Raw genomic sequence first — 22,983 nt, 5'->3', positions numbered from 1 at the left:
AGGGGGAGATGCGCCGGCAGCACCTGGCGGAAGAGATCGAGGAGATCTTCCATCGGTCCGGGGGCACCTATGGCTCACCGAAGGTGTCCATCGAGCTGGTGCGCCGGGGCTGGCGGGCCGGAAGGTCAGGCGCCGCCGGTCGCTGACCAGGCCGGGCAGGCGCCCGGCCGCCCCGGACTTCGTCCGCCGTGATTTCAGTGCCGAGGAACCGGACCTCGTCTGGGCAGGCGACATGACCGAGATCGACACCGGCGAGGGTAAGCTGTGCCTGGCAACGGTGATCGATCTGTTCTCCCGTCGGCTGCTCGGCTACGCGATGGGCGCCCGGCATGACGCCGAGCTGGTGGTGGCTTCGCTCAACATGGCCGCGGCCACCCGGGGCGGCGACGTCCGCGGCGTGATCATGTACACCGACAGGGGCAGCGAATACTGCTCCCGGAAGTTCAAGCGGGCCTGCCGCAAGCTGGGCATCGTGCAGCCCATGGGCCGAGTCGGCTCGTGCTTTGACAACGCCGTGAGCGAGGCGTTCACCAGCGTGCTGAAGGTCGAGTACGTCCACCGGCACACCTTCCGCACCCGCAGCGAGGCCCGCATCAAGATCGCCACCTGGATCACTAGGGCCTGTTGTGAAAGTGCTGGTCACAGCCATTCGTTGATGGCTGCGACCAGCACGGTCGCTTCGTAGCGGACGGCGAGTTTGTCGTACCTGGTGGCGACGGCACGGTGTCGCTTGAGGCGGTTGATCCCGCACTCGACCGCATGCCGCTGCTTGTAGTCGTCCTTGTCGAACTTCGGCGGCCGCCCACCGAGTGAGCCGCGCTGTTGTCGGTTGCGGACGCGGTCCGCGGGCACTGGAATGGTGGCCTTGATCCCGCGTCTGCGCAGGTAGGAGCGGTTGGCGTGGGAGTCGTAGGCCTTGTCGGCCCGCACTCGGTCCGGCCGCTTGCGCGGCCTGCCGAGCCCGAGCCGGGGCACCCGGATCGCTTCCAGGACCGGCTCGAACTGCGGAGAGTCGCCCCGCTGCCCGGCCGTGATCACCACAGACAGGGGCTTCTGCCCTTGCTCGACGGCGAGGTGGATCTTACTGGTCAGGCCGCCCCGGGACCGCCCGAGGCCGTGGTCGGCCGGCTCGACGAAGACACCACCGGGCGGCTCCTTTTGGAGATCCCCCTTTTCGCCGCCCCGGCGGCGTGCTGGTGGGCCCGGCAGACGGTGGAGTCGACGTTGACCTCCCAGGTGATCAGGCCCTTCGCGTCCGCCTCGGCCTGGAGCCGGGTCAGGATCGCGGCCCAGGTTCCGTCCCGCTGCCAGCGTCGGAACAGGTCGTAGACCCGATCCCAGGGGCCATAGCGCTCGGGCACGTCACGCCACGGGGCGCCGGTGCGGGTCCGCCACCGTATGCCGTCTATCAGCTGCCGCCGCGTCCACACCTGCGGCCGGCCCGGCTTGATGCCCTGCGGCAGCAACGGCTCAAGCCGGGCCCACTGGCCATTCGTCAGATCTCCACGTCCCACAAGACGTGATCATGAACGAACAAGATCCACTTTCGCAACAGACCCTAGAAGTGATGGCGGTCCCACATCCCGCTCGGCCACAGCCGACGCGGCAGCCGGTCCCGGTGCTCCGTATGCTGATGGGCCCGCACGATCCTGGAGTCGACGGAGACGCCCCGGTCGCCCTCGCGCGCTGCGAGGAAGAAGCATCGAAGGGCTGCGCGATAGTTCCAGCACGCCGCATCACAGCCCGAACGCCACCGATGCCCGGCATCGCGAACAAGATCGCCTGCTCGCGGCAGAACCGGTGGTACCTCGTCCAGCCGGCCTGTTGGTCAGGGCGACGGTCTTCGCAGGGCTGCTGTCCTGATCAGCTCCGGGACAGGCTGAACGGGGTCGCGTCGGCCTCGGCAGGAGCCGCAGGTGCGGCGGGTTCGATGGGTGGCCAGCGGCGGTCCGCCGCCTTCTGTACGCGGCGGCCCAGGCGCTGCATCGGCATCTCGACCAGGCGGTACATCAGATGGCTGACGGCCACCACGACACCGAGGAAGATCGCAGTCCAGGCGATCTTGCCGAAGGTCGAGGACGGCTGCGGTGGAACGCCCAGCAGCGGTTCGATGGTGCGCAGCAGCGGGATGTGCAGCAGGTACACGGAGAAACTGATCGCACCGAGCCAGGTCAGCACCTTCGGGAAGCGGCGGGCCCGCAGGAGGAAGCCGACACCGAAGAGCGCCCAAGCCGTGAGGTAGGCGACCGACCAGGCCTTCCAACCGGAGGACCAGGTCAGGTCGAGGACCCTGCCGTGGTTGTAGAGCCGGCCGACCAGGACGCCCGCGACGACGACGAACCCGCAGGCGAGCAGGGCCGGTACCCGGGCGAGCTGTCCGTGCTGCGCCCGGTAGACGACCGTACCGGCGAACATCGTGGCGAAGATCATCCAGGTCTCGAAGGCGGGGGCTCGGCTGTTGAGCGTGACCAGAACCAGTCCGATGCCGCCGAGTAGCAAGGCGCCCACCCCGCTCAGCCGGCGGTTTCCGCTGAGTACACCGGCAAGGCCTAGGAGCACGATGGGCGTCACGATCAGCAGGAGCTTGCGGGTCGAGCCGAGTTCCGTGTTCAGGAGCTGGGTGCCGACGGCCGTACCTGCCAGCAGCGCCACGCCGGCCAGGCCCACGGCGATCGGCCCGCTGTGCCGGTGCAGACCACGGGTGAACAGGGCGGTGACGAGGAAGTAGAAGACCATCTCGTAACAGAGCGTCCAGGTGACGTTCATGCCATTGATCACGCCGAGCAGGTCCTGGAGCATCAGGCCGTTCGCCACCAGCGAGGCCAGGTCGTCTCCCGTGCGCAGCAGCGCGACCGACCCGTCCCCGTCCGGCAGCATCATCATCGACAGGACGAACGCGGCGATCAGCGCCGGGTAGATGCGGAAAATCCGGCCGATCCAGAAGGCCCGGACGTCCCCCCGCCGCTCCAGCGAGGCGGGGATGATGTAGCCGCTGACGATGAAGAAGAGCATGACGCCGAACAGGCCCATGTCGAAGTTCCGCCAGACAGCACCACCGAAGGGCAGCATCCTCAGCACGTCGAAGTGGTGCAGTGCCACGATCAGCGCGGCGATGCCGCGCAATGCGTCCAGCCAGCCGAGCCGGGCACCCGGCGTGGGTGCCCGTGGCGCATCGGACGCGTCTGACATCCGCCGGGTGAGTTTGGGTATGAGCTTCACCGCAGGGACGATATCTGATGCCTCGGCGGGCCACCCGTCGTCCACGAACCGGCCGCGGCCAGCGGCTCGACCCGGGCGTCATGCCGCAGGATGCCTTGGTCGCTGTGCATGCAGTTCGCACAGGCCCCGGGCCGGGCGGGTGACGTCGTGGCCGACATCACCGACGATCACGATGCACGCACATGGCATGCGAAGACCCCCGGCCCGGTGGGTCGAGGGTCTTGGGGTCGGCTCAGGCGTTGGGACGCTTGCCGTGGTTCGCCTTCTTCTTCTTGCGGGCCCGCTTCTTGTTGCCTCGCTTGGCCATGGTGACAGTCTCCCTACTCTCGGTGACCTTCACGACGCCGCCAGTCTAGGCGCCGTCCGGGACGGCCGCATCAGCATCCGCGCGCGCCCTTGGCCGTCGCCGCGGTGCGTGGGATCGTCGGGGGATGGGCGACTGGCTCGCATGGGGTGCGCCGGCCGCGGCAGTGGTCGCGGCCGTGCTGGTAGTGGTGGTCACGGAGCGTTCCCTCGGCGGAGCCTTCGAACGGAAGCGGAACGAGGAGCGGGAGCGGTTGCTCGCGCACCTCGCCGAACCCACCGCCGCCGTACCGGGCCCCCGGAAGTTCGAGGACGTCGGCGGCATTCGGGCCCCGGACCCGCAGGTGCAACTCGGCGACCGGCGAGACGACTTCACCCCGATCCTCGTGGAGTACTACGCCTACGGGCTCACTCAGGCGCGCAGCAGCTTCGGGACGAGCCAGCGGTTCGCCGGCGCGGGGGCCGCCATCCTGCTCCTCGGTATCGGGCTCGCCGTCCGGAAGGCCGAAGCCGGCGGCGAGCTGTACCTCGGCATCGTCACCAGTGCGACGGGCCTGGTCACGACCCTGATCGGGCAGCTCTTCCACCGGCGGGCCGACATCGCACTGCAACACATGGCCGACCAGACGGTCGCGCTGCGCGACGACCGCCGGGCCGCCGCGACGACCCAGCAGGCCATCGGGCTGCTGGGGACCGTCGACGACCCGGAGCTGAAAGCCCGCCTCCAGGCAGGCCTCATCATGAAGCTTTCTGGGGCCGAACTGCCCCGGTGAGCGGGATAGTGGAAACATGTGCCGATCGATCAAGACCCTGCGTCCGCCCGCCATCCCCGAGAAGGCGACCGAGGAGGAGATCCGGGCCGCCGCCCTGCAGTACGTACGGAAGGTGTCCGGGTTCCGGGTGCCCGCCGCGCACAACCGCGAGGTCTTCGACGCGGCGGTGGACGCCGTCGCCGAAGCCACCGCGGCCCTGCTCGACGGGGTGCACGTACGGGGGCAGACCGCACCCGGGTGATCCCGGTCCGGGTGTGTGTCCTACGAGGCCGCGCGGCGGCGCAGGACCCACACACCGCCGATCAGGGCGCCGGTGGCGAGCGTGGCGCCGACGGCGACCTGGGCCGTGCTCATCGAGCCGACGCTGCCGCCCGTTCCGCCGCGCGCGGCACCCGGGGTGACCTGGAGGGAGACGGTGACGCTCTGGCCGCCCGGGCCGCCGCACTCGAACCGGACCGGGTGGGCGCCGGGGTTGGCGTTGGAGAATACCGTGGCGCTGCCGAAGAGGTTGCTGGCCTCGAGGTTGCCGGGAGTCAGCCGCACCTCGCTGAACGCGGTCGACGTGACCCTGGCGACCTTGGTCCCGCACCCGGCGATGTTCAGGGCGACCCGGCCGCCCGGGGCGACCGTGGTGGGGGAGACGCTGGCGGAGGGAGCGGCGTGCGCGAGCGTGACAGGGGTGGCGGCGGCGATGAGGACGGCGGCGGCCGCGGCGGTGATCAGACGGCGCGGAGCGGCGGACCGTGAACGGTGGGCGATGGCCGGCGACTGGGCGAGCGGCATGGCGGGCATGGAGACAACTCCTCGGCTCCTCGAAACGGCGCGGCCAGGCCACGGATGTGACGCGGATTCGGTCCGCACCGTTCTCCGGACGCTAGGAGCCAGCCCCGCGGGCGGCGATCGGGGCCGGGTGAACGGGTGAGCCACTGCTCCGCCCGGGGGAGCCCGCCGCCCGAGACCGGTGCCCGGGACCGGTGCCCGCCCTACGCCGCGGGGGTCGCGCCCGGAGCCGAGGGCGGGCGGCGTACCAGGAACGCCGCGAGGGCGCCCGCGGCGAACAGCGCCACGATCGAGACAGCGGTGCCGAGCCACTGGGTGCCCAGCCACTGGGTACCGAAATAGCCGAGGGCCACGCTGTAGCCGGCCCATGCCATGCCCGCCAGGACCGACCAGGGCAGGAACTCCGCGACCCTGCGCTGGGTCTTGCCCGCGCCGAGCGACACCACCGAACGCCCCGCGGGGGCGAAACGGGCGATCACCACGAGGGCGCCGCCACCGCGGGTGAGTGCCGCGCCCAGGCGCTCCTGGGCGCGCGTCAGACGGCGCGAGCGGGCGATGGCCCGGTCCAGCCGGGGCCCGCCGCGCCGGCCCAAACGGTAGGCGGCCATGTCACCCAGCACCGATGCTGTTGTCGCGATCACGAGCAGCAACAGGATGTCCGGCACCTGCTCGGGCCCCGGGACCTGCACCGGCCCGGCCGCCCCGGCGGCGGCCGCTGCCGCCGCGGCGGTGATCACCAGGACCCCGCTCGGCAGCACCGGAAGGAAGACGTCGAGCAGGATGGACAGCGCCACCAGGGCGTAGATCCATGGGCTCGTGGTCAGCGACCCCAGAGTCTCAAACACAGCGGGACTCCCCAGTCCGGTTGACGTGCTGCGGCATGAAGCGCCGCGACGTCGCGGGGGAGCGGCAGGGGCGGCTGACAGCCATACAGCGTACGCCCGGCATTCCCGCCCCGGCGGCCCGGGGCGGATCCCCCACCACGGCCGCGTCGACCCCGTCGACCCCCGCCCCTCCGGCCCGCCGACGTTGTGCCCGCCCGGACCGCCTACTCGACCGCCGTAAGCTCCCGGTCCAGCACCGTCACCAAGTGGGCCCCCGCACGCTTCTTGCGCGCCTGGTCCAGCCGTAGCCGCGCCGTCCGCCCAGACAGTGCCAGCGTCATCAGCTGGTTCCCGAACCAGGGACCCCCCGTACGCCGCCAGTTCAGCGGCGGCCGTCCCGTGCGCCCGTGCAGGGAGAAACCGCGCCCCAGCCACCGGCCGGTCCGCGACCAGCCCAGCCGGAACCCCCACTTGACCAGGGTGTGGATGGAGTTGTGAACCGGCGAGCACGTCAGCTGGAACACCCGCGCCGTACTGGGTATGTGAGGCTCGGCCACATACGCGTGGTGCACGTCCCCCGACAGCACGCACACCGTCGCCGGCGCCCGGGGCCCCGTCCCCACCTCCTCGATCAGATCGGTCAGTGCCGCGAACGATGCCGGGAAGGCTGCCCAGTGCTCCAGGTCGCTGCGCCGCCGCAGATCCTCGCCGATCCGGGCCCACCGCGGACCGCGCTCCCCGCGGCACAGGGCCGCATTCCACGTCTCCGCGTCATGGACCAGCGGTGGCATCAGCCAGGGCAGTGAGGACCCGATCAGCAGGTGGTCGTAGCCCCCGAGCCCGGCGAGGGCGTTCTCCCGGAGCCACTGCTGCTCCGCCGGATGGAGCATCGCCCGCCCGCCCTCGGCCAACACCCGAGCGGTCCGCGTGTCCACCATCAGCAGCCGGGTCCGCCCAAAGTCTCGCCGGTAGCTCCAGCGCACCGCGGCCGGATCGGCGTCCGCCGCGGACGCGAAGGCCCGCAGCGCGTCCGTGCCGTCGGGGTCCTCGCGGACCGCCTCGTACAGTTCGTCCGCCGCGAGCTCGGCAACCGAGAGATTGCCCAGGTGCTGGTACACCCAGTACGACATCAGGCCGCTCAGCACCCGCTCCCGCCACCACGGGGTCGCCCGCATCTCCGCGAGCCATGCCGCGCTCGTGTTCCAGTCGTCGATGACGTCGTGGTCGTCGAACATGTGCAGGCTCGGCACGGTTGACAGCAGCCAGCGGATCTCCGGGTCGCGCCACGACTCGTAGTAGAGCCGGGTGTACTCCTCGTAGTCCGCGACCTGGGCGCCGGGTGCCTCCCGCAGGTCCCGGCGGGCGGCGAGCCACTTCCGGGTCTCCCGCGACAGGGCATCGGCGTACACCTGGTCGCCCAGCAGGAGCAGGAGGTCCGGGCGCTCCGCGGCCGGGTCGGCGGCCAGCCTCGCTGCGAGGGCGTCCAGGGCGTCCGTGCCGTGTGGACCGCGCCGGCCGGCGGGCGGGGCGGCCTGCCGGCAGGAGCCGAAGGTGACGCGCAGCCCGGGCGCGGGCCTGCCGGGTCCGGGCGCGGCCGGAGTGGTGATCGTGCTCGGCGGGAAGCCGCTGCCGGGCAGCGGCCACACCTGCCGGCCGTCGAGCCGTACCTCGTACGGCGACGTGGAGCCCGGGGTCAGGCCGGTCACCGGCACCAGCGCGTAGTGGTGCCCGGCTATCTGGAAGGTCCGCGTGCTCCCGCCGGCCCCGCCCGCGCAGCGCACTTCGGCCGTGCACGGGCGGTCCGTCTCGACCCATACGGTGGCCGATCCGCCCGTTTCCCAGTCGACGTGGCGCAGCAGCGGCCCCAGACGCAACCCGGCCATGCGACTCCCCCTCCTCCGTAGCCCCTTCGATCACGGTACGACGGGGAAGGGGAGCCACGCCTCCCCCTGACGGGGGAAAGGCGGGGCCGGCGGCCCGGCGGCCCGGCGGGCACCGCCGGCGGCCGACCGGCGGTCCGACGGTGTTCCAGCCGAGAGGCGAGTGGGCGTGGGTCAGCCGCCGGTCAGCAGCCGTTGAGGACGTTGACCAGGGCCGTCTTCTCGCCCGAGTCCATGCTCAGGCCCCAGTACTGCTTCACGTTGACCCACATCCGCGCGTAGGTGCAGCGGTAGGCCGTCCTGGGCGGCAGCCACTTGCCGGGGTCGAGGTCGCCCTTGGCCTGGTTGACGTTGTCGGTGACCGCGATGAGCTGCGGGCGGGTGAGGTCGTTGGCGAACTGTTGGCGCTTGGACGTCGTCCAGGAGGAGGCGCCGGAGCGCCAGGCCTCGGCCAGCGGGACGACGTGGTCGATGTCGACGTCGGAGGCGGCCGTCCACGTGGCGCCGTCGTACTCCGAGTACCAGCTTCCGCTGACGGCGGCGCAGGAGGAGTTCTGGACGACGTTCACCCCGTCCCGCTTGAGCACGGTCTCGCGGGTGTTGCAGGTGCCGGAGACGGTACTCCAGTGGGGGAAGAGGGAGCGGCTGTACCCGCTGGTGGATCCCTCCGCCCTGGGGGTGACCGTGGCCAGGTAGGCGCGGGCGGCCGACGCGCTCATGGGCGTGGGCGGGGCGGCCTGGGCGGTCGGGGCGTTGAGGAGGGAGGTGAGCGCCGCCAGCGTGGCTGCTGACGCGAGCACGCCAATTCGACGCGCGTAGATGTTGGGCATGAGTGCCATGAGGGGCTCCCAGGGTGCGGGGGGTCAGGCCGATTCGCCCCGGCGGGGCGTGGCCATGCTGGCGCCATCGGGTTGCGAGGGGATGGGCGCCAGGTGACAGCGTGGCGACATGAACACGTCACATCAAGCCATGCAAGGCCCCGGATTTAAATGGCAATTGAGGTTCCGCCGATGTCCGACCGTCCAGGCCGGAGCGCGGCACGGGCAGGGCGGGGCATGGCGGGACGAAAGGCCCATTCCAGCCGGGCGTCGGCATCGCGTACTCTGTCGGGAGCAGAAGGGGAGTAGCTCTTCGCCGGACCGTCGACATACTGCTGGGTCACCCAGCCGGCGCCCGGAGGCAGGTCGCGCACCAGCGGCCGGCCAGCGAGACCTTCGGCCGCAGTGTCCTGTCCCGTCGTGGGCGCGTTTCGCACGCGCACGCGCACACCAGGGCGCCGCCGAGCCGAAGCGACCCCTGACACACCCCAGGTCTCTCGGTACCGATGGCGTCCTGCCCGACCGATTGAGGTTCCGCCTCCGTGTTCAGCTTCACCGTCACGGCGATCGCCTTCGGCGTCGTCTTCCTCGCCGAACTCCCCGACAAGACGGCCCTGGCAGGGCTGATGCTCGGCACGCGCTACCGCGCCTCCTACGTCTTCGCTGGTGTCGCCGCCGCCTTCGCCGTACACGTCGCCCTCGCCATCGCCGCGGGCAGCGTGCTCACCCTGCTTCCGCACCGACTCGTCCAAGCCGTCGTCGGCATCCTCTTCCTCCTCGGCGCGGCCATGCTGCTCCTGAAGAAGGACGACGGGGACGAGGAGATCAAGCAGCCCGCCGACCAGTCCTTCTGGAAGGTCTCCGGGGCCGGCTTCATGCTCATCCTGGTGGCGGAGTTCGGCGATCTGACCCAGATCATGACCGCCAACCTGGCAGCGCGCTACGACGACCCCGTCTCCGTCGGCATCGGCGCCGTGCTGGCGCTGTGGGCGGTTGCGGGCGTCGGCATCCTCGGCGGCCGCACCCTCATGAAATACGTTCCGCTGCGGCTCATCACCAAGATCGCCGCTGCCGTGATGGCGGCGCTCGCCGTGTTCTCGCTGTACGAGGCGATCGCGGGCTGAACGGACCGGGAGGGGTAGGGGGGCCACGGGGCGGTGCGGGCGCCCGCGGTGGAAACTCCGTTGCGGACGGTGCGTGCGGGCGGCACGCTCTGCGCGTGATCGACTCGACCTCCTCCACCGGCCCCGGCTCTTCCACCTGCCCCGGCCCCTCCGCCGACGCCGGCCCCTCCGCAGACACCGGCCCCGACGCTGACACCGGCCGTGGCCCCGTGCCCGCCCCGCACCGCCGCTTCGGCTGGTCCAACATGTTCGTCGACCCGGACGCGGACCCGCGCGCCGACGGCGGCTTCCGGGGCGAGCGGGACGTCCTCATCGGCTACCTCACCGACCAGCGGCTGACGCTGGAGCTCAAGTGTGCGGGGCTCGATGCCGAGGCCCTCGCGCGGCGCTCCGTGGAGCCCTCCGACCTCTCCCTGCTGGGCCTCGTACGCCATCTCGCGGGCGTCGAGCAGTACTGGTTCCGGCAGGTCATGGCGGGGCAGGACGTACGCCGGCACTACCGCTCGGAGGAGGAGCCCGCCGGGGAGTTCACGGGCGCGGTAGCCGACCCGGAGGTGGTCGCCGACGCATGGGCGACGTGGCGGGCCGAAGTCGCCTTCGCCGAAGGGTTCGTCGCGCAGGCACCCGGCCTGGCCGTCACGGGCGACTGCGGCGGTGAGCCGATGGAACTCCGTGAGGTGCTGGTCCACATGATCGAGGAGTACGCCCGCCACAACGGCCACGCGGACTTCCTGCGAGAGCGCATCGACGGGCGCGTGGGCCAGTAGGTCGCCGGGGCCGGGGCCCGGACCCGGATCAGGGCCCGGGCAGCCCGGGCCGGAGCCGTGCGGGTGTCGCGCCGCTACCGTGCGGGCGTGTCCTGGTGCTCGGGCCGCAGCGTGACGCGGACGGAGCCGTCGGGGTCGGCGCTGACGGTGAGGGACGTCAGGTCCGGGACGTGCACGGTCGGGCCGTGTGCGGCGGCGCGGGGACCCACGCCGATCACCCGCATGCCCGCCGCCCGGCCCGCGGCGATGCCCGCGGCCGAGTCCTCGAAGACGATGCACTCCGCCGGGTCCACTCCCAGCGCGGCGGCGCCCTTGAGGAAGCCTTCGGGGTCCGGCTTGCTGGCTCCGACGGACTCGGCCGTGACCCGTACCTCGGGCATCGGGAGCGCGGCGGCCGTCATCCGGGCGGTGGCGAGTGCGGCGTCGGCGGACGTGACCAGGGCGTGCGGCAGGCCGGCGAGCGAGGCCATGAAGGCCGGCGCGCCCGGGACCGGGACCACGCCGTCGGTGTCGGCCGTCTCGCGCGCCAGCATCTCCGCGTTCTCGGCGAGGTTGATCTCCATGGGGCGGTCCGGCAGGAGCACGGCCATGGTGGCGTAGCCCTGGCGGCCGTGGACCACCTTGAGGGCTTCCTGCGGGTCCAGCCCGTGGGAGAGGGCCCAATCGCGCCAGCAGCGTTCGACCACCGCGTCGGAGTTGACGATCGTGCCGTCCATGTCGAGGAGCAGGGCCCTGGCGGTGAGGGTTACGGGTGTGGTGGTGGTGCTGGCCGGCATCGACGGGGCTCCAGACGGGCGGGAAAAGAGAACAAGTGGTTCCGTCCACCGGTCAGGGAGTGAGGACGGAACCACTTTGTTCCATCACGATACAAAACGCGGGGCGGTCTGCGCCACTCGCGGGCGTGTGACCCCTGTCGCCCGACCCGACCCGACCCGACCCGACCCGACCCAATCCGACCCGGCCCCGACCCGCTCGCTCTGCCGTACTTCCCGCCTATCCCTCCAGCGCCTTGCGGGTGAGGGGCCCGTAGACGCCCCACTCCTGGTGGTCGATCCCGTTGTAGTACTGGAACATCGACAGCGCGTCCTCGACCTTCGAGTCGAACCTTCCGTGGAACCTGCCCCGGTAGAGGCCTTCCGCCGCCAGCAGCCGCTGGAGCTTCTCCACCTCCGGCCCCGAATCCCCGTAGCGCAGGATCGGCGCCTGGGTGGGCGGGGGCGTGCTGGCGGAACGGCTCGTGCGGGGCGATGCGCTCGGCGACGGGGGCGCTGAGGAGGCGGAACGGGACGCGGACGGCGACGGGGACGCGGACGGGGATGCCGACTTCGAGGCACTCGGCGACGCGGACACCGACGGGGACGCACTGTCGAGGCTCGGGCTGCCGGTCGGTGCGACCGAAGGCGCGCTCACCGCAGGCGCCGCGGCTTTCGCGTCCAGCAGGGTCGTCTCGCTGTCCGGGGAAGCGGGCAGCACCAACACCGCCACGGCCGTGCCACCGAGGGCCACCGTCGCCGCGGCTGCGACCAGCAGTGCCAGCGGTCGACGGCGGGAACCGGAGCCGGAACGATCCTCCGGGCCCCCGCCCCCTCCTCCGCCGGTTGCGGGAGAGGGCGCCTTGATCGCGCGGAGCCTGACCGTCTCCGCCGGATGCGGTGCGGCCTCCTGTCCGGCCTGCCAGGGGCCCTCCTGCCATGGCCCGCCCCCCGGCGCCACGGGTATGCCGTACGCCGGGGTGTCGTCCTCCGAGCGCGTCGGCGGCGCGGGCGCGGACGACTGCGGCGGAGGAGCCGCCGAGGGGCCCACCACGCCGGACACGCGCTGCGGGGACGGCGGCGCAGCCTCGGCGGGAAGCTCGCCCGGATCGGACAGCGTCACGTACGGACGGATGCGCAGAGGGTTGAAACCCCCACCCGGTGCACACCCGCAGGCGGCGCCAGCAGCGTCGCAATTCGGACAGTGCTCACCGTTCACTGGGGACTCCCTCCCTGGCCATTGCCTGCGATTATGCAGACCCGCCGCGACCCTCCCAACCGCCCGAGAGGCCATAACCGGACACACCGCTCAGGATGGAAATGTTGATCCGGCCGGAGGAGGAATCGATGGCTCAGGATGCGACCAAAGGCGCCGCGGACCCCGTTCCCGGCCCGCACCAGGCCGCCCCCGCCGGCGAGCACAGCGCCCGGGAGGTCCTCGTACCCATCGGCGCCCTGCTCCTGGGTCTTCTGATCGCGGCGCTCGACCAGACCATCGTCTCCACAGCCCTGCCGACCATCGTCAGCGACCTCGGTGGCATGGCCCACCTGTCCTGGGTCGTCACCGCCTACATGCTCGCCGCCACCGCCGCCACACCCCTGTGGGGCAAGCTCGGCGACCAGTACGGGCGCAAGAAGCTCTTCCAGTACGCCATCGTCCTCTTCCTGATCGGGTCGGCCCTGTGCGGCCTGGCCCAGGACATGCCCCAGCTCATCGGTTTCCGTGCCCTCCAGGGCCTGGGCGGCGGCGGACTGATCGTGCTGTCGATGGCCATCGTGGGCGACATCGTCCCGCCCCGCGAACGAGGCCGGTACCAGGGCCTCTTCGGCGGCGTCTTCGGCGCGACCAGCGTGCTGGGCCCCCTGCTGGGCGGCCTGTTCGTCGACAACCTCTCCTGGCGCTGGGTCTTCTACATCAACCTCCCCATCGGTCTCGTCGCCCTCGTCGTCATCGCCGCCGCCCTCCACATCCCGGCGAGCAGGGCCAAGCACACCATCGACTACCTCGGCACCTTCCTCATCGCGTGTGTCGCCACCTGCCTCGTCCTCGTCGCCTCGCTCGGCGCCACCTGGGGCTGGGGCTCGGCCCGCATCATCGGTGTCGCCGTCCTGGGCGCCCTGCTGCTCGTCGCCTTCCTCCTCGTCGAGCGCAAGGCCGCCGAACCCGTCCTGCCGCTGAAGCTCTTCCGCATCCGCACCTTCGCCCTCTGCTCGGCGATCAGCTTCGTCGTCGGCTTCGCGATGTTCGGCGCGATGGTTTACCTGCCGACCTTCCTGCAGATCGTCCAGGGCGTCTCACCGACCATGTCCGGCGTCCACATGCTGCCGATGGTCATCGGCATGCTGATCTCCTCGACCGCCTCCGGCCAGATCGTCAGCCGGACCGGCCGCTGGAAGGTCTTCCCGATCGCCGGCACCGCCGTCACCGCCCTCGGACTTCTCCTCCTCCACCAGCTCCAGCGCACCAGCTCCACCTGGGAGATGAGCGTCTACTTCTTCGTCTTCGGCGCCGGACTCGGCCTGGTCATGCAGGTCCTCGTCCTCGTGGTGCAGAACGCCGTCAGCTACGCCGACCTGGGCGTCGCCACCTCGGGTGCCACCTTCTTCCGCTCCATCGGAGCCTCCTTCGGCGTCGCGATCTTCGGCACGGTCTTCACCAACCAGCTGGACGACAAACTGGCCGCCTCCCTGGCCGGCGTCACCCTGCCTGCCGACGCCGGCATCCCCCAGCTGGAGGCGGACCCCCGGGCCATCGGCGCACTCCCGGCGAGCCTCCGACCCCGCGTGCTCGACGCCTACGCCACCTCCATCACCGACGTCTTCCTCTACGCCGTCCCTGTCGTCCTGGTCGCCTTCGTCCTCGCCTGCTTCCTGAGAGAGGACAAGCTCCGCGCCTCCGTCACCGCACCCGACGTGACCGAGACCCTGGCCTCCAACCCGGTCCAGCGCTCCTCCCGCGACGAGGTCGCCCGCGCGCTGTCCGTCCTCGGCACCCGAGAGGGCCGGCGCCACGTCTACGAGAAGATCACCGAGAAGGCCGGCTACGACCTGCTGCCCGCCTCCAGCTGGCTGCTGCTGCGCATCAACAAGTACGGCTCGGCGGAACCTGCACTGCTCGCCGAGCGGGTCAACGTGCCGGTGAAGGTGATCACCGATGCCGCCCGCCAGGTCGAGGAGCGCGGGCTCGCCGTCCGCGAAGGGCTGCCGCTGGTGCTGACCGAGCAGGGCAGCGAGGCCGCCGCGAAACTCAGCGCGGCACGGCAGGAGTCCCTCGCCGAACTGCTCGGCGACTGGTGGGGCCCCGACCGCCCGACCGACCTGGTCAAGCTGGTTGAGGAGATCAACACGGAGCTGTGCGGATCGGACTCCGAGGAGCCCTACGACGCCGAGCCGCGCCGCGACCACGCCGCGCCCTGAGTCGTCCCGGCCGCGATCAGCCCAGGATTTTTTCGAACCAGTGCTCCGCATACGGGCCGGAGTTGTACGCGGGTATCTCGGTATAGCCATGACGCGCGTACAAGGCGCGTGCCTCCACGAGATCCGACCGGGTGTCCAGCCGGATCCGCTCGGCGCCCAGCGCACGGCTCTGCGCCTCCAGGGCCCGGAGCAGGGCCGCCCCGCCGCCCGTCCCACGGGCGCGCCGGTCGACGTACACCCTGGTGAGCTCGGCGGTCATCGCGTCGAGCATCCGGACGCCGCCGCACGCGAGCGCCTCGCCTCCCAGGCGACCGACGACGAACTGTCCTGTCGGCGGCGCCAGCCCGTCGTCCGGGAAGTCCAGCAGTCCTTGGTCGATCTCCGCCTCGGTGACCCCGCGTTTCCAATACCGGCCGGCTACTTCGGCGTAGTAGGCGCGGCGCAGCCGGGTGGCGTCGACCGTCGTGAACGGTTCGGGGCACACGGTCCACGACGGGGAAGAGGGAGGGCAAGGGGAAGGGGAGGTGGAAGGGGCCGGTGTCGGCGGGCGGGGTTCGCTGTGCGTGGTCATGGCGTCATTGTGGAGTCGGGGTGCGATCTCCCGCGTGGAATATCCACAACGGCAGGCTGATGATAGGAAAAACGACATTCTGCCTCCCTGGAGGGTGTGAACGCCATGGCAGAGCATGCGGACTGTGCCCTGATCCGCCGCGGCTACGAGGCCTTCGGCAAGGGCGACATGGAGGCGTTGGGCGCGCTCATGACCGCCGACGTCATCCACCACGTGCCGGGCAGCAACCCCATGTCCGGACACCACAAGGGCCGGGAGCACGTCCTCGACTTCTACCGCCGTCTCGGCGAGGAGACCATGGGCACCTTCCAGGTTCACCTGGAGTCGGTGCTCGCGGACGGGCGCGGACACGTGATGAGCTTCCACACGGCGCGCGGCGACCGCGGTGACCGGGGCATCGAGATCCGCCAAGGCCTCTTCTTCACGATCGTCGGTCACAAGATCACCGACATCGACCAGTGCACCGCGGACATCGACGAGGAGGACACCTTCTGGAGCTGACGCGACTCCGACTCCGACCCCGCTCCCCCGGTCCCGACCCCGCCCCGCCCGACCTGTGCGGCCGTCCCCGATGGCCCGCCCGCCCGGGAAGACGCCCGGTAAGACCGTCGGGGGGACCGCTCGGCAGCATCCGCCCGGGGCGGCGGAGCGTGGGGTACGGGCGCCCGCACGCGCTCCAGGCGCCCGGCCGGTAGGCGTCAGGCCTGCTTCGGCCCCGCCTGCTGCACGACTTCGAACGACCACACCGTCGAAGCCGAAGCCGCCGGTGCCGGACGCTCCGCACCGGCCGGTCCGCCCGCCCCGGCGCCGCCCTGGTGAGCAGCCTTCATCGGCCCCTCCATCCAGGCCTGGAAGTCCTCCTCCGAACGCCACCGCGTGTAGACGAGGTACTGTTCGGTGCCCTCGACGGGGCGCAGCAGCTCGAACCACTCGAACCCGTCCGAACCCTCCACCGCCCCGGCCCGCGACGCGAAGCGCCGCTCCAGGACCTCCCGCTGCTCGGCGGGAACCGTCAGCACGTTGATCTTCACGATGCTGGGCACATGACACCTCTCGGGAAACACAGGCCGGGCACTGCACCCGGCCTTGATCACGTGCGTGCAGTCTCCTACATCCCCCGGTCAAAGCACCGTGAGGACGGTGCGCCGGCCACCCCCGTGGCGCGGCGGGATCGACGCCTGCCGGTCGTCGGTCCGAGAGCGTGGAACGGCCCGAGGGGCGGAACGGCCGCAAGGGGGGGGTGAGCCCGACCGGTCCGCTGTCGGGGCGCCCCTCGCCGCCGCGCCCCTCGCGGCCGCGCCTCTTGCCGCCGCGCCCCTGCCGGTGCGCGGCTCCCCTCGAATCGTCGATCTCTGACCCCGCTGCTGGCACGGGGCACAACCCCACCGGCTATGCGCCGGGGGCGGTGTAGCGGACTCTGACGTCGAACAGCCCAAGCTCGGGTTCAGCGCCGACGTCACGGAAGAGTCGAGGTGCTGCCGGACCCTCGGGGGCCGCGCGCATGGCGTCGAGGGCGGCGAGGTCCCGCCACAGCGTCTGGATCCGCCAGCGCCCGTCCGGCCCGCTCAGCAGCTCGGTTCGGATCAGCCCGTCGGGCAGCGGGCGGGCGACGAGCTCACGGTAGGCCGTGACGAGGTCCGCTTCGCGGCCAGCCGGGACGACCGCGCTGACCTCGGTCAGTATCGGTCCGGTCATGACCCTCACCTCCTGTGTTCCCACGCTACGCGGCAGACCCCGGAGTCGACCGCGTCACTGCACGCCGCCAGCCTTCACCGGATCCGCCGCGATCCCCGCCCGCCCGGCCGGCCTCTCGCGCACCACTGGTCTCTGCCGGGCCGGCCGGGACGGGGATCGTGCCAGGTGAGCCCGTACGCGAGGGCCGTGGCGCCGTTCGCGGGCCATCACGATGCCCATCGAGCCGTCCCGGGGATCCCGCGGGGGATATCGTCGTGCGGGTAAGGGAGCGCGGCAGCCAGGCGAAGTCGGGGTTGCGGTCAACAGGGGCGGGAGGCCGGCGGGGCGTGGCGAACGCGGCGGAGCACGGCACAGCTAACGGACATGCCGGGGGCATAGGCGACGGCAGCAGACTCGGCGCGGCGCGGCTCCTGCTGTGGGCGCTGGCCGGCGCCCTCGCCGTCAGACAGGCCGCCGCGGTGCTGCGCGTGCCACCGGCCGAGTGGCTGGGCGGCTTCCACCTCCCCGGCAGCCTTCCGGCCTCCGGCGGCGCGGGCGGCGGCGGAGGCTCGCTCTACGCCTCCGGACAGTTCGCCGGCACTCCCTTCGCCGGGCTGGTCCTCAGGCCGATCGCCGGACTCGCTGCCCCCTCCCTGGAGGTGGCATGGACCTGCGTGACGCTGCTGTGCGTCGCCGCCATCGGCCTCGTCGCCGCCCGCGGCCTGCCCGACCCTGTGCCGCGTCGCACCGCGCTGCTGGCCGCCCCCGTCCTGACGGCCCTGATGATGGTCTCGCTGCCCGTTCGCGAGGCCGCCTCGCCCGGCCGGACCGCCGTCGTCCCCGTCCTGCTGGTGCTACTCGCCGTCTTCCGGGCGCCCGGCGGCCGGCCGGCCGGCCTCCTCGTCGGTGTTGGCGCCGCGGTCCAGCCGGCGCTGCTGCTCTTCGCCCCACTGCTGTGGCTGACCGGACGCCGCCCCGCCGCCCGGACCGCCGCCGCGGCGTTCGGCGCGGCCACCGCCCTGTCGTGGGCGGCCCTGCCGCGCGACTCCTGGACGTACTGGGTGCACCACCTGGGCGGCACCGGGCTCGGCGGCTCGCCCGAAAGCCTCGCCAACCAGTCCGTGCACGGCGCGCTGCTGCGCCTGGGCCTGAGCGGACCGGCAGAGGTCCTGCTCTACGCCGTCCTCGCGGGCGCCATCGTCTGGTTCGGCCTGCGCCGCGCGGTCCGCTATGCCCGCGACGGCCAGCTGCTGCTCGCCGTCGCCGTCACCGGCTGCGCGGCCGTCGCCGTGTCCCCGACCGGCTGGCGCCACCAGCTGCTGTGGGTGCTCCTCGCCGTCGCGGGCAAGGTGGGCAAGCGTGCCGCCGACCGGCGGGTGTGGCCGGTGGCCGTGGTCCTCGCCATGACCCTGCCGAGCGCGGTACTGCTGCCGAACCTGGCCGTGCTGGCGCCCGTACGCGACAACGTGCTGCTGCTCACCGCGGTGGCGGCGGCCTGCGCGGTGCCGTTCCTGCCCCGCTCGTCCCCGTACTGGCGCGACCCCGTGCCGACCGACCACGCCCGGCCGGCGGCGGCCCGCTGGTCGCGCGTGCCGCTGATGCCGTTCTGGCGGCGGGTGCTGTCCCGCCCGAACCTGCTGTTGGAACTCCTGCTGATACGGGTCGGCTACTCGCTCTACTCCCACATCCGGGCGGCCGCGCCCACCAGCCGCTCCCTCGCCGAGGGCAACGGCCGCCAGATCCTCGGGATGGAGAGGGCGCTCGGGCTCGACATCGAGCACGCCGTGAACCAGGCCGTGGTGGCGACGCCCTGGCTGGAGGCCTTCTTCAACTTCTACTACACCTCCTTCCACTTCGTGGTCCCCCTGACGATCCTGGCCGTCCTCTACTGGCGGCGCCCCGGCGACTACCGCTGGGCCCGTGCCTCCCTGGGCCTGGCCACCGTCCTCGCCCTCGCCGGGTTCTGGCTCTACCCGCTCGCCCCGCCGCGCCTGATGCCCGGGCTCGGCTTCGTCGACACCGTGCACGGCCCACAGGACCTCGCCAACCCGTCGTACGGGGCCATGACCGCGATCTCCAACCAGTACGCGGCGATGCCTTCGCTGCACTTCGGCTGGTCCCTGTGGTGCGGGATCGTCATCGTGATGCTGGCCCCGAAGGGCGGGCTGAAGCTGCTGGGGGCACTGCACCCGCTGATCACGGTGTGCGCGATCGTCGCCACCGCCAACCACTGGGTGCTGGACGCGGCCGGCGGAGCGGTCGTCGTGACCGCCGGCTTCGGGCTCGTCCACGTCCTGTCCGGACCTCGCAGCCTGCGCGTGGACCTCCCGGCGCAGCCGAGCGGGGACGGTCCGGAGCGTGCCGCAGCGGTTGCCGTGCCGGCGGCGACGGCGACGGCGACGGCGGCCGAGCCTGTCGCAGGCCCGCGCCTCTAGGAGTGCCCCCAGGCGGCGGCGGGGCGACCCGGGCCGCGCAGGCCGAAGGGGCGCCGGGGCGCATGCCGCCCCGGCGCCCCTTCGGCTGGATCGCCGCTGTGAGTCAGGATCACCCCGTCCGGGTGGTGGCGCCACTCGAAAGGCGGTCCGCGGCGACCGGTGGACGCCAGGAGCCGGTGGACGGCCGGGACCGGGCCAGGGACCGGGCCAGGGACCGGGCCAGGGATCGGGACCGGGGTCGGGACCGGGGCAGAGGCCGGGCCGCGGGCGGGCGGAGCGGACCTCGCCGCCGCTGCCCCGGGCTCCGGGTCAGCCGTGGCTGACCCGGAGCTCCTTGATGCCGTTGAGCCACGCGGCCCGCAGCCGGCGCGGGTTCTCCCCGGTCAGCCGCAGTCCGGGCAGGGCGTCGGCCAGGGCGTTGAAGATCAGGTCGATCTCCATGACGGCCAGGGACTTTCCGAGGCAGAAGTGCGGACCGCCACCGCCGAAGCCCAGGTGCGGGTTCGGGTCGCGGGTGATGTCGAAGACGTCCGGGTCCCGGAAGACCTCGGGGTCGTGGTTGGCGGAGGAGTAGAACATCCCCACCCGGTCTCCCGCCTTGATCTTCTGGCCGCCGAGCTCGGTGTCCTGGGTGGCAGTGCGCTGGAAGGACACCACAGGGGTGGCCCAGCGGACGATCTCCTCCGCGGCGGTGGACGGCCGGGCCGCCTTGTAGAGCTCCCACTGCTCGGGGTGGGTCAGGAAGGCGTGCATGCCGTGGCTGATGGCGTTGCGCGTGGTCTCGTTGCCCGCGACAGCCAGCAGCAGTACGAAGAAGCCGAACTCGTCGGAGCCGAGGTTGCCCTGGCCCTCGGCGGCCACCAGCTGGGTCACGATGTCGTTCGCCGGGCACTCCTTGCGCTGCGCCGAGAGGTTCATCGCGTAGCCGATGAGTTCCATGGCGGCGTTGGAGCCGACCTCGGCCGTGATCGCGTACTCCGGGTCGTCGTAGGCGATCATCTTGTTCGACCAGTCGAAGATCTTGGAGCGGTCCTTCTGCGGCACGCCGATCAGTTCGGCGATGGCCTGCAGCGGGAGTTCGCACGCCACCTGCGTGACGAAGTCGAAGCTTCCGTCGGCCGCTGCCGCGGCGGCCTCCTCGACGATCTTCCGGGCCCGGTCGCGCAGGGCCGCCTCCAGCCCGCGGATGGCGCGCGGGGTGAAGCCGCGCTGCACGATCTGGCGCACGCGGGAGTGCTCCGGCGGATCCATGTTCAGCATGATCAGCCGCTGGGCGTCGATCGCGTCGCGCTCGATGTGCTCGTTGAACCGGATGATCGCGGTGTTGGTGGTCGAGGAGAACAACTCGGGGTGCGTGGAGACGTATTTGACGTCCGCGTGCCGGGTCACGGCCCAGTACCCCTCGTCGTCGAAGCCGGTGACCCCCCGGGGTTGCGCGCACCACCACACGGGAGCGGTCTGTCGCAGCTGTGCGAACTCCGGGTGGGGGACCCGGCTCTGGAGGAGGTCGGGGTCGGTGGCGTCGAAGCCGTCGGGGAGCGCGGGGCAGGACATCGGGCAACTCCAAAGTCTGACGGACCATCAGAAGTTGGCCTCGAAGGTAGTAACGAGTTCCAGAAGTCACAAGGGCCGGCGCGTCAACTGTTGCGTGTGGAATCCGTGCAGGGCACGTGCAAGACCCTTGCGTGCCGGGCTCCGCGTCACGAGACTGCGGATAGAACTAGAACGCGTACTAGTTCGGGGCGGGGCGCCGGGACGGCCCGCCGCGCTGGCGCTGTGCAGGAGAGGACGAGCTCATGGCCGCGGAACCCGTCATCGTCGAAGCCGTACGCACCCCCATCGGCAAGCGCGGAGGTGCGCTCGCCAATCTCCATCCCGCCTACCTGCTCGGCGAGACCTATCGTGAGCTGCTCGCCCGTACCGGAATCCAGCCGGACTGCGTCGAGCAGATCGTCGGCGGCACCGTCACCCACGCCGGCGAGCAGTCCATGAACCCCGCGCGCAATGCCTGGCTCGCCATGGGGCTGCCCTACGAGACCGCGGCGACGACCGTGGACTGCCAGTGCGGCAGCTCGCAGCAGGCCAACCATATGGTCGCCAACATGATCTCCGGCGGTGTTCTGGACATCGGCATCGCCTGCGGGGTCGAGGCCATGAGCCGAGTGCCGCTGGGTTCGGGATCCAAGCACGGCCCGGGCAAGCCCTTCCCGGATGAGTGGAACGTCGACCTCCCCAACCAGTTCGAGGCCGCCGAACGCATCGCCCGCAACCGAGGCCTGGGCCGGGAGGACGTCGACCGCCTCGGCCTGCTGTCCCAGGAGCGGGCCAACGCCGCCTGGGCGGAGGAGCGGTTCAAGCGTGAGACCTTCGCCGTGCAGGTGCCGACCACGGAGGAGGAGCAGGTCGCCGGCCAGGGCATGTGGCGCCTGGTCGACCGGGACGAGGGTCTGCGCGACACCAGCATGGAGGCCCTGGCCCGGCTCAAGCCGGTCATGCCCACCGCCGTGCACACCGCGGGAAACTCCTCGCAGATATCCGACGGCGCCGCCGCCGTGATGTGGGCCTCGCGCAAGATGGCCCGCGCCCTCAAGCTCAGGCCGCGCGCCCGGATCGTCGCCCAGACCCTCGTCGGCGCCGACCCCCATTACCACCTCGACGGGCCGATCGACGCGACGCGGGCCGTCCTCGGCAAGGCGGGGATGTCGCTCAAGGACATCGACCTCGTCGAGATCAACGAGGCCTTCGCCTCCGTCGTCCTCAGCTGGGCCAAGGTCTTCGACCAGGACCTGGAGAAGGTCAACGTCAACGGCGGCGGCATCGCCCTCGGCCACCCCGTCGGCGCCACCGGCGCCCGCCTGATCACGACCGCCCTGTACGAACTGGAGCGCCGCGACAAGGAGTTCGCCCTGATCACCATGTGCGCCGGCGGTGCGCTCGCGACCGGGACGATCATCCAGCGCCTCTGACCGCGCCCCGCGCGCCCCGGCGCGCAGGGCGCCTGCGCTCCCGTGGGATGGGATGCGGAAGGCCCCGGTGGCCGGACCTGGGGAGGCCGGCCACCGGGGCCTTCGAACGTCCTGTTGCTGCTGTCGCTGCCGTCGCTGCTGTTGCGGACGGGCCGCGGCTTAGTACCAGTGGTTGGCCTGCCAGAAGTTCCAGGCCTGGACCGGGCTGCCGTAGCGCTCGTTCATGTAGTCCAGGCCCCACTTGATCTGGGTGGCCGGGTTGGTCTTCCAGTCGGCGCCCGCGGAGGCCATCTTCGAGGCCGGCAGGGCCTGGACCAGGCCGTACGCGCCGGAGGAGGCGTTGGTGGCGGTGTGGTTCCAGCCGCTCTCGTGCGAGACGATCTTGTCGAAGGCCGCGAACTGCGCCGGGTCCTTGATCATCTGCTGCGCGATCGCCTTGGCGCCCGTCGGAGCGGCCTGGGCGGGAACCGCGGCCAGCATGGAACCGGCGACGCCCAGGGCGAGCACGGAACCGACGAGGGTCTTCTTGGAGGCGGCGATGCGGCGGATGACGGTGTGGGACACGGATGAACCTTCCGAAGGGGACAAGGGCGGTCGCACGCACGCCGAAGGCGTGCGTGAGCCACTCACGCGGGGGAGAGGGGTTCGTCGGCGGGGGGTGGAGCACCCCTGCCGCCTTG

At 71.7% G+C, this 22,983-nt stretch carries 24 protein-coding genes; 10 read left to right on the top strand and 14 right to left on the bottom strand.

Translation table 11 applies throughout. From position 1 onward, the window contains the following. Positions 1-8: 8 nt before the first annotated feature. Together R4Z63_RS09620 and R4Z63_RS09615 are read left to right on the top strand one after the other, a co-directional pair. Positions 9-146 carry an IS3 family transposase gene (locus R4Z63_RS09620; protein ID WP_384456345.1) on the top strand — a complete coding sequence of 46 codons (138 nt, stop codon included), beginning with the start codon at positions 9-11 and terminating at the stop codon, positions 144-146. Continuing rightward, entirely contained in the window at positions 110-685 is a 576-nt protein-coding gene (locus R4Z63_RS09615) for an IS3 family transposase (protein ID WP_384456343.1), read from the top strand. The genes R4Z63_RS09620 and R4Z63_RS09615 overlap by 37 nt, the downstream gene beginning before the upstream one ends. Here R4Z63_RS09615 and R4Z63_RS09610 read toward each other — a convergent pair. The 3 genes from R4Z63_RS09610 to R4Z63_RS09600 form a co-directional block, all read right to left on the bottom strand. Beyond that, positions 640-1,514 (bottom strand): IS5 family transposase gene (locus R4Z63_RS09610; protein ID WP_386264951.1). Its coding sequence is split into 2 segments (ribosomal slippage): positions 640-1,121 and positions 1,121-1,514, totalling 876 coding nucleotides; the frame shifts between segments, so codons are not numbered across the junction. The two genes, R4Z63_RS09615 and R4Z63_RS09610, sit on opposite strands and share 46 nt — an antisense overlap. Positions 1,515-1,863: 349 nt before the next feature. Then, positions 1,864-3,219: an acyltransferase family protein gene (locus R4Z63_RS09605; protein ID WP_384455734.1), complete on the bottom strand. Its 1,356-nt coding sequence runs from the start codon at positions 3,217-3,219 to the stop codon at positions 1,864-1,866. 232 nt (positions 3,220-3,451) lie between these two features. Then, positions 3,452-3,526 carry a 50S ribosomal protein bL37 gene (locus tag R4Z63_RS09600; protein WP_099895366.1) on the bottom strand — a complete coding sequence of 25 codons (75 nt, stop codon included), beginning with the start codon at positions 3,524-3,526 and terminating at the stop codon, positions 3,452-3,454. 124 nt (positions 3,527-3,650) lie between these two features. Between R4Z63_RS09600 and R4Z63_RS09595 the strand changes: the two genes are divergently transcribed. Further along, on the top strand, positions 3,651-4,295 hold the full coding sequence (locus R4Z63_RS09595; RefSeq protein ID WP_384455731.1) for a TRADD-N-associated membrane domain-containing protein: 645 nt from the start codon (positions 3,651-3,653) through the stop codon (positions 4,293-4,295). Positions 4,296-4,311: 16 nt separating this feature from the next. Then, on the top strand, positions 4,312-4,536 hold the full coding sequence (locus R4Z63_RS09590; protein WP_037927469.1) for a DUF2277 domain-containing protein: 225 nt from the start codon (positions 4,312-4,314) through the stop codon (positions 4,534-4,536). 20 nt (positions 4,537-4,556) lie between these two features. On the opposite strand, the gene R4Z63_RS09585 is transcribed toward R4Z63_RS09590, so the two are convergent. The 4 genes from R4Z63_RS09585 to R4Z63_RS09570 form a co-directional block, all read right to left on the bottom strand. After that, on the bottom strand, positions 4,557-5,087 hold the full coding sequence (locus R4Z63_RS09585) for a hypothetical protein (protein WP_384455728.1): 531 nt from the start codon (positions 5,085-5,087) through the stop codon (positions 4,557-4,559). A 191-nt stretch (positions 5,088-5,278) separates the two neighbouring features. Further along, a complete protein-coding gene (locus R4Z63_RS09580; protein ID WP_384455725.1) occupies positions 5,279-5,920 on the bottom strand; it encodes a DedA family protein in 642 nt (213 codons plus the stop codon). Between the two features lie 203 nt (positions 5,921-6,123). After that, on the bottom strand, positions 6,124-7,782 hold the full coding sequence (locus tag R4Z63_RS09575; protein WP_384455722.1) for an alkaline phosphatase D family protein: 1,659 nt from the start codon (positions 7,780-7,782) through the stop codon (positions 6,124-6,126). Between the two features lie 182 nt (positions 7,783-7,964). Then, the gene (locus tag R4Z63_RS09570; RefSeq protein WP_384455740.1) at positions 7,965-8,609 is read right to left on the bottom strand and encodes a GmrSD restriction endonuclease domain-containing protein; all 645 of its coding nucleotides are present in this window, start codon (positions 8,607-8,609) and stop codon (positions 7,965-7,967) included. A gap of 530 nt (positions 8,610-9,139) precedes the next feature. Between R4Z63_RS09570 and R4Z63_RS09565 the strand changes: the two genes are divergently transcribed. Beyond that, positions 9,140-9,721, top strand: a complete 582-nt coding sequence (locus tag R4Z63_RS09565; RefSeq protein ID WP_384455719.1) for a TMEM165/GDT1 family protein — start codon at positions 9,140-9,142, stop codon at positions 9,719-9,721. A gap of 245 nt (positions 9,722-9,966) precedes the next feature. After that, entirely contained in the window at positions 9,967-10,488 is a 522-nt protein-coding gene (locus R4Z63_RS09560) for a DinB family protein (RefSeq protein ID WP_384455737.1), read from the top strand. A 74-nt stretch (positions 10,489-10,562) separates the two neighbouring features. Here R4Z63_RS09560 and R4Z63_RS09555 read toward each other — a convergent pair whose 3' ends face one another. Both R4Z63_RS09555 and R4Z63_RS09550 read right to left on the bottom strand, forming a co-directional pair. Then, the gene (locus R4Z63_RS09555; RefSeq protein WP_384455716.1) at positions 10,563-11,264 is read right to left on the bottom strand and encodes an HAD-IA family hydrolase; all 702 of its coding nucleotides are present in this window, start codon (positions 11,262-11,264) and stop codon (positions 10,563-10,565) included. Between the two features lie 217 nt (positions 11,265-11,481). After that, positions 11,482-12,363, bottom strand: a complete 882-nt coding sequence (locus R4Z63_RS09550) for a peptidoglycan-binding domain-containing protein (RefSeq protein WP_052031222.1) — start codon at positions 12,361-12,363, stop codon at positions 11,482-11,484. A 224-nt stretch (positions 12,364-12,587) separates the two neighbouring features. On the opposite strand from R4Z63_RS09550, the gene R4Z63_RS09545 reads away from it, so the two are divergent. After that, complete coding sequence (locus R4Z63_RS09545) at positions 12,588-14,657, top strand: DHA2 family efflux MFS transporter permease subunit (protein ID WP_384455711.1); 2,070 nt, start codon at positions 12,588-12,590, stop codon at positions 14,655-14,657. 16 nt (positions 14,658-14,673) lie between these two features. Here the strand turns inward: R4Z63_RS09545 and R4Z63_RS09540 are convergent, their stop codons facing one another. Next, the gene (locus R4Z63_RS09540; protein WP_384455708.1) at positions 14,674-15,141 is read right to left on the bottom strand and encodes a GNAT family N-acetyltransferase; all 468 of its coding nucleotides are present in this window, start codon (positions 15,139-15,141) and stop codon (positions 14,674-14,676) included. 192 nt (positions 15,142-15,333) lie between these two features. Between R4Z63_RS09540 and R4Z63_RS09535 the strand changes: the two genes are divergently transcribed. Beyond that, a complete protein-coding gene (locus R4Z63_RS09535) occupies positions 15,334-15,729 on the top strand; it encodes a nuclear transport factor 2 family protein (RefSeq protein ID WP_037927737.1) in 396 nt (131 codons plus the stop codon). A gap of 197 nt (positions 15,730-15,926) precedes the next feature. Here R4Z63_RS09535 and R4Z63_RS09530 read toward each other — a convergent pair whose 3' ends face one another. Continuing rightward, positions 15,927-16,271: an antibiotic biosynthesis monooxygenase family protein gene (locus R4Z63_RS09530; RefSeq protein ID WP_384455705.1), complete on the bottom strand. Its 345-nt coding sequence runs from the start codon at positions 16,269-16,271 to the stop codon at positions 15,927-15,929. A 346-nt stretch (positions 16,272-16,617) separates the two neighbouring features. After that, positions 16,618-16,923 (bottom strand): antibiotic biosynthesis monooxygenase family protein, encoded by a 306-nt coding sequence (locus tag R4Z63_RS09525; protein ID WP_037927455.1) that lies wholly within the window; start codon positions 16,921-16,923, stop codon positions 16,618-16,620. Between the two features lie 326 nt (positions 16,924-17,249). Here R4Z63_RS09525 and R4Z63_RS09520 point away from each other — a divergent pair, with 326 nt between their 5' ends. Then, positions 17,250-19,337, top strand: a complete 2,088-nt coding sequence (locus R4Z63_RS09520) for a bifunctional glycosyltransferase 87/phosphatase PAP2 family protein (RefSeq protein WP_384455702.1) — start codon at positions 17,250-17,252, stop codon at positions 19,335-19,337. Between the two features lie 309 nt (positions 19,338-19,646). Here the strand turns inward: R4Z63_RS09520 and R4Z63_RS09515 are convergent, their stop codons facing one another. Beyond that, positions 19,647-20,891, bottom strand: a complete 1,245-nt coding sequence (locus R4Z63_RS09515) for a cytochrome P450 (protein ID WP_037927452.1) — start codon at positions 20,889-20,891, stop codon at positions 19,647-19,649. A gap of 242 nt (positions 20,892-21,133) precedes the next feature. Between R4Z63_RS09515 and R4Z63_RS09510 the strand changes: the two genes are divergently transcribed. Beyond that, a complete protein-coding gene (locus R4Z63_RS09510) occupies positions 21,134-22,303 on the top strand; it encodes a steroid 3-ketoacyl-CoA thiolase (RefSeq protein WP_384456164.1) in 1,170 nt (389 codons plus the stop codon). 159 nt (positions 22,304-22,462) lie between these two features. Here the strand turns inward: R4Z63_RS09510 and R4Z63_RS09505 are convergent, their stop codons facing one another. Beyond that, on the bottom strand, positions 22,463-22,867 hold the full coding sequence (locus R4Z63_RS09505; protein WP_052031221.1) for an aggregation-promoting factor C-terminal-like domain-containing protein: 405 nt from the start codon (positions 22,865-22,867) through the stop codon (positions 22,463-22,465). Positions 22,868-22,983: the final 116 nt, after the last annotated feature.

The organism is Streptomyces sp. PL-29 (assembly GCF_058344425.1).
The sequence above is the reverse complement of the archived record's forward strand: the minus strand, read 5'-3'. Positions and strand labels throughout refer to the sequence as shown.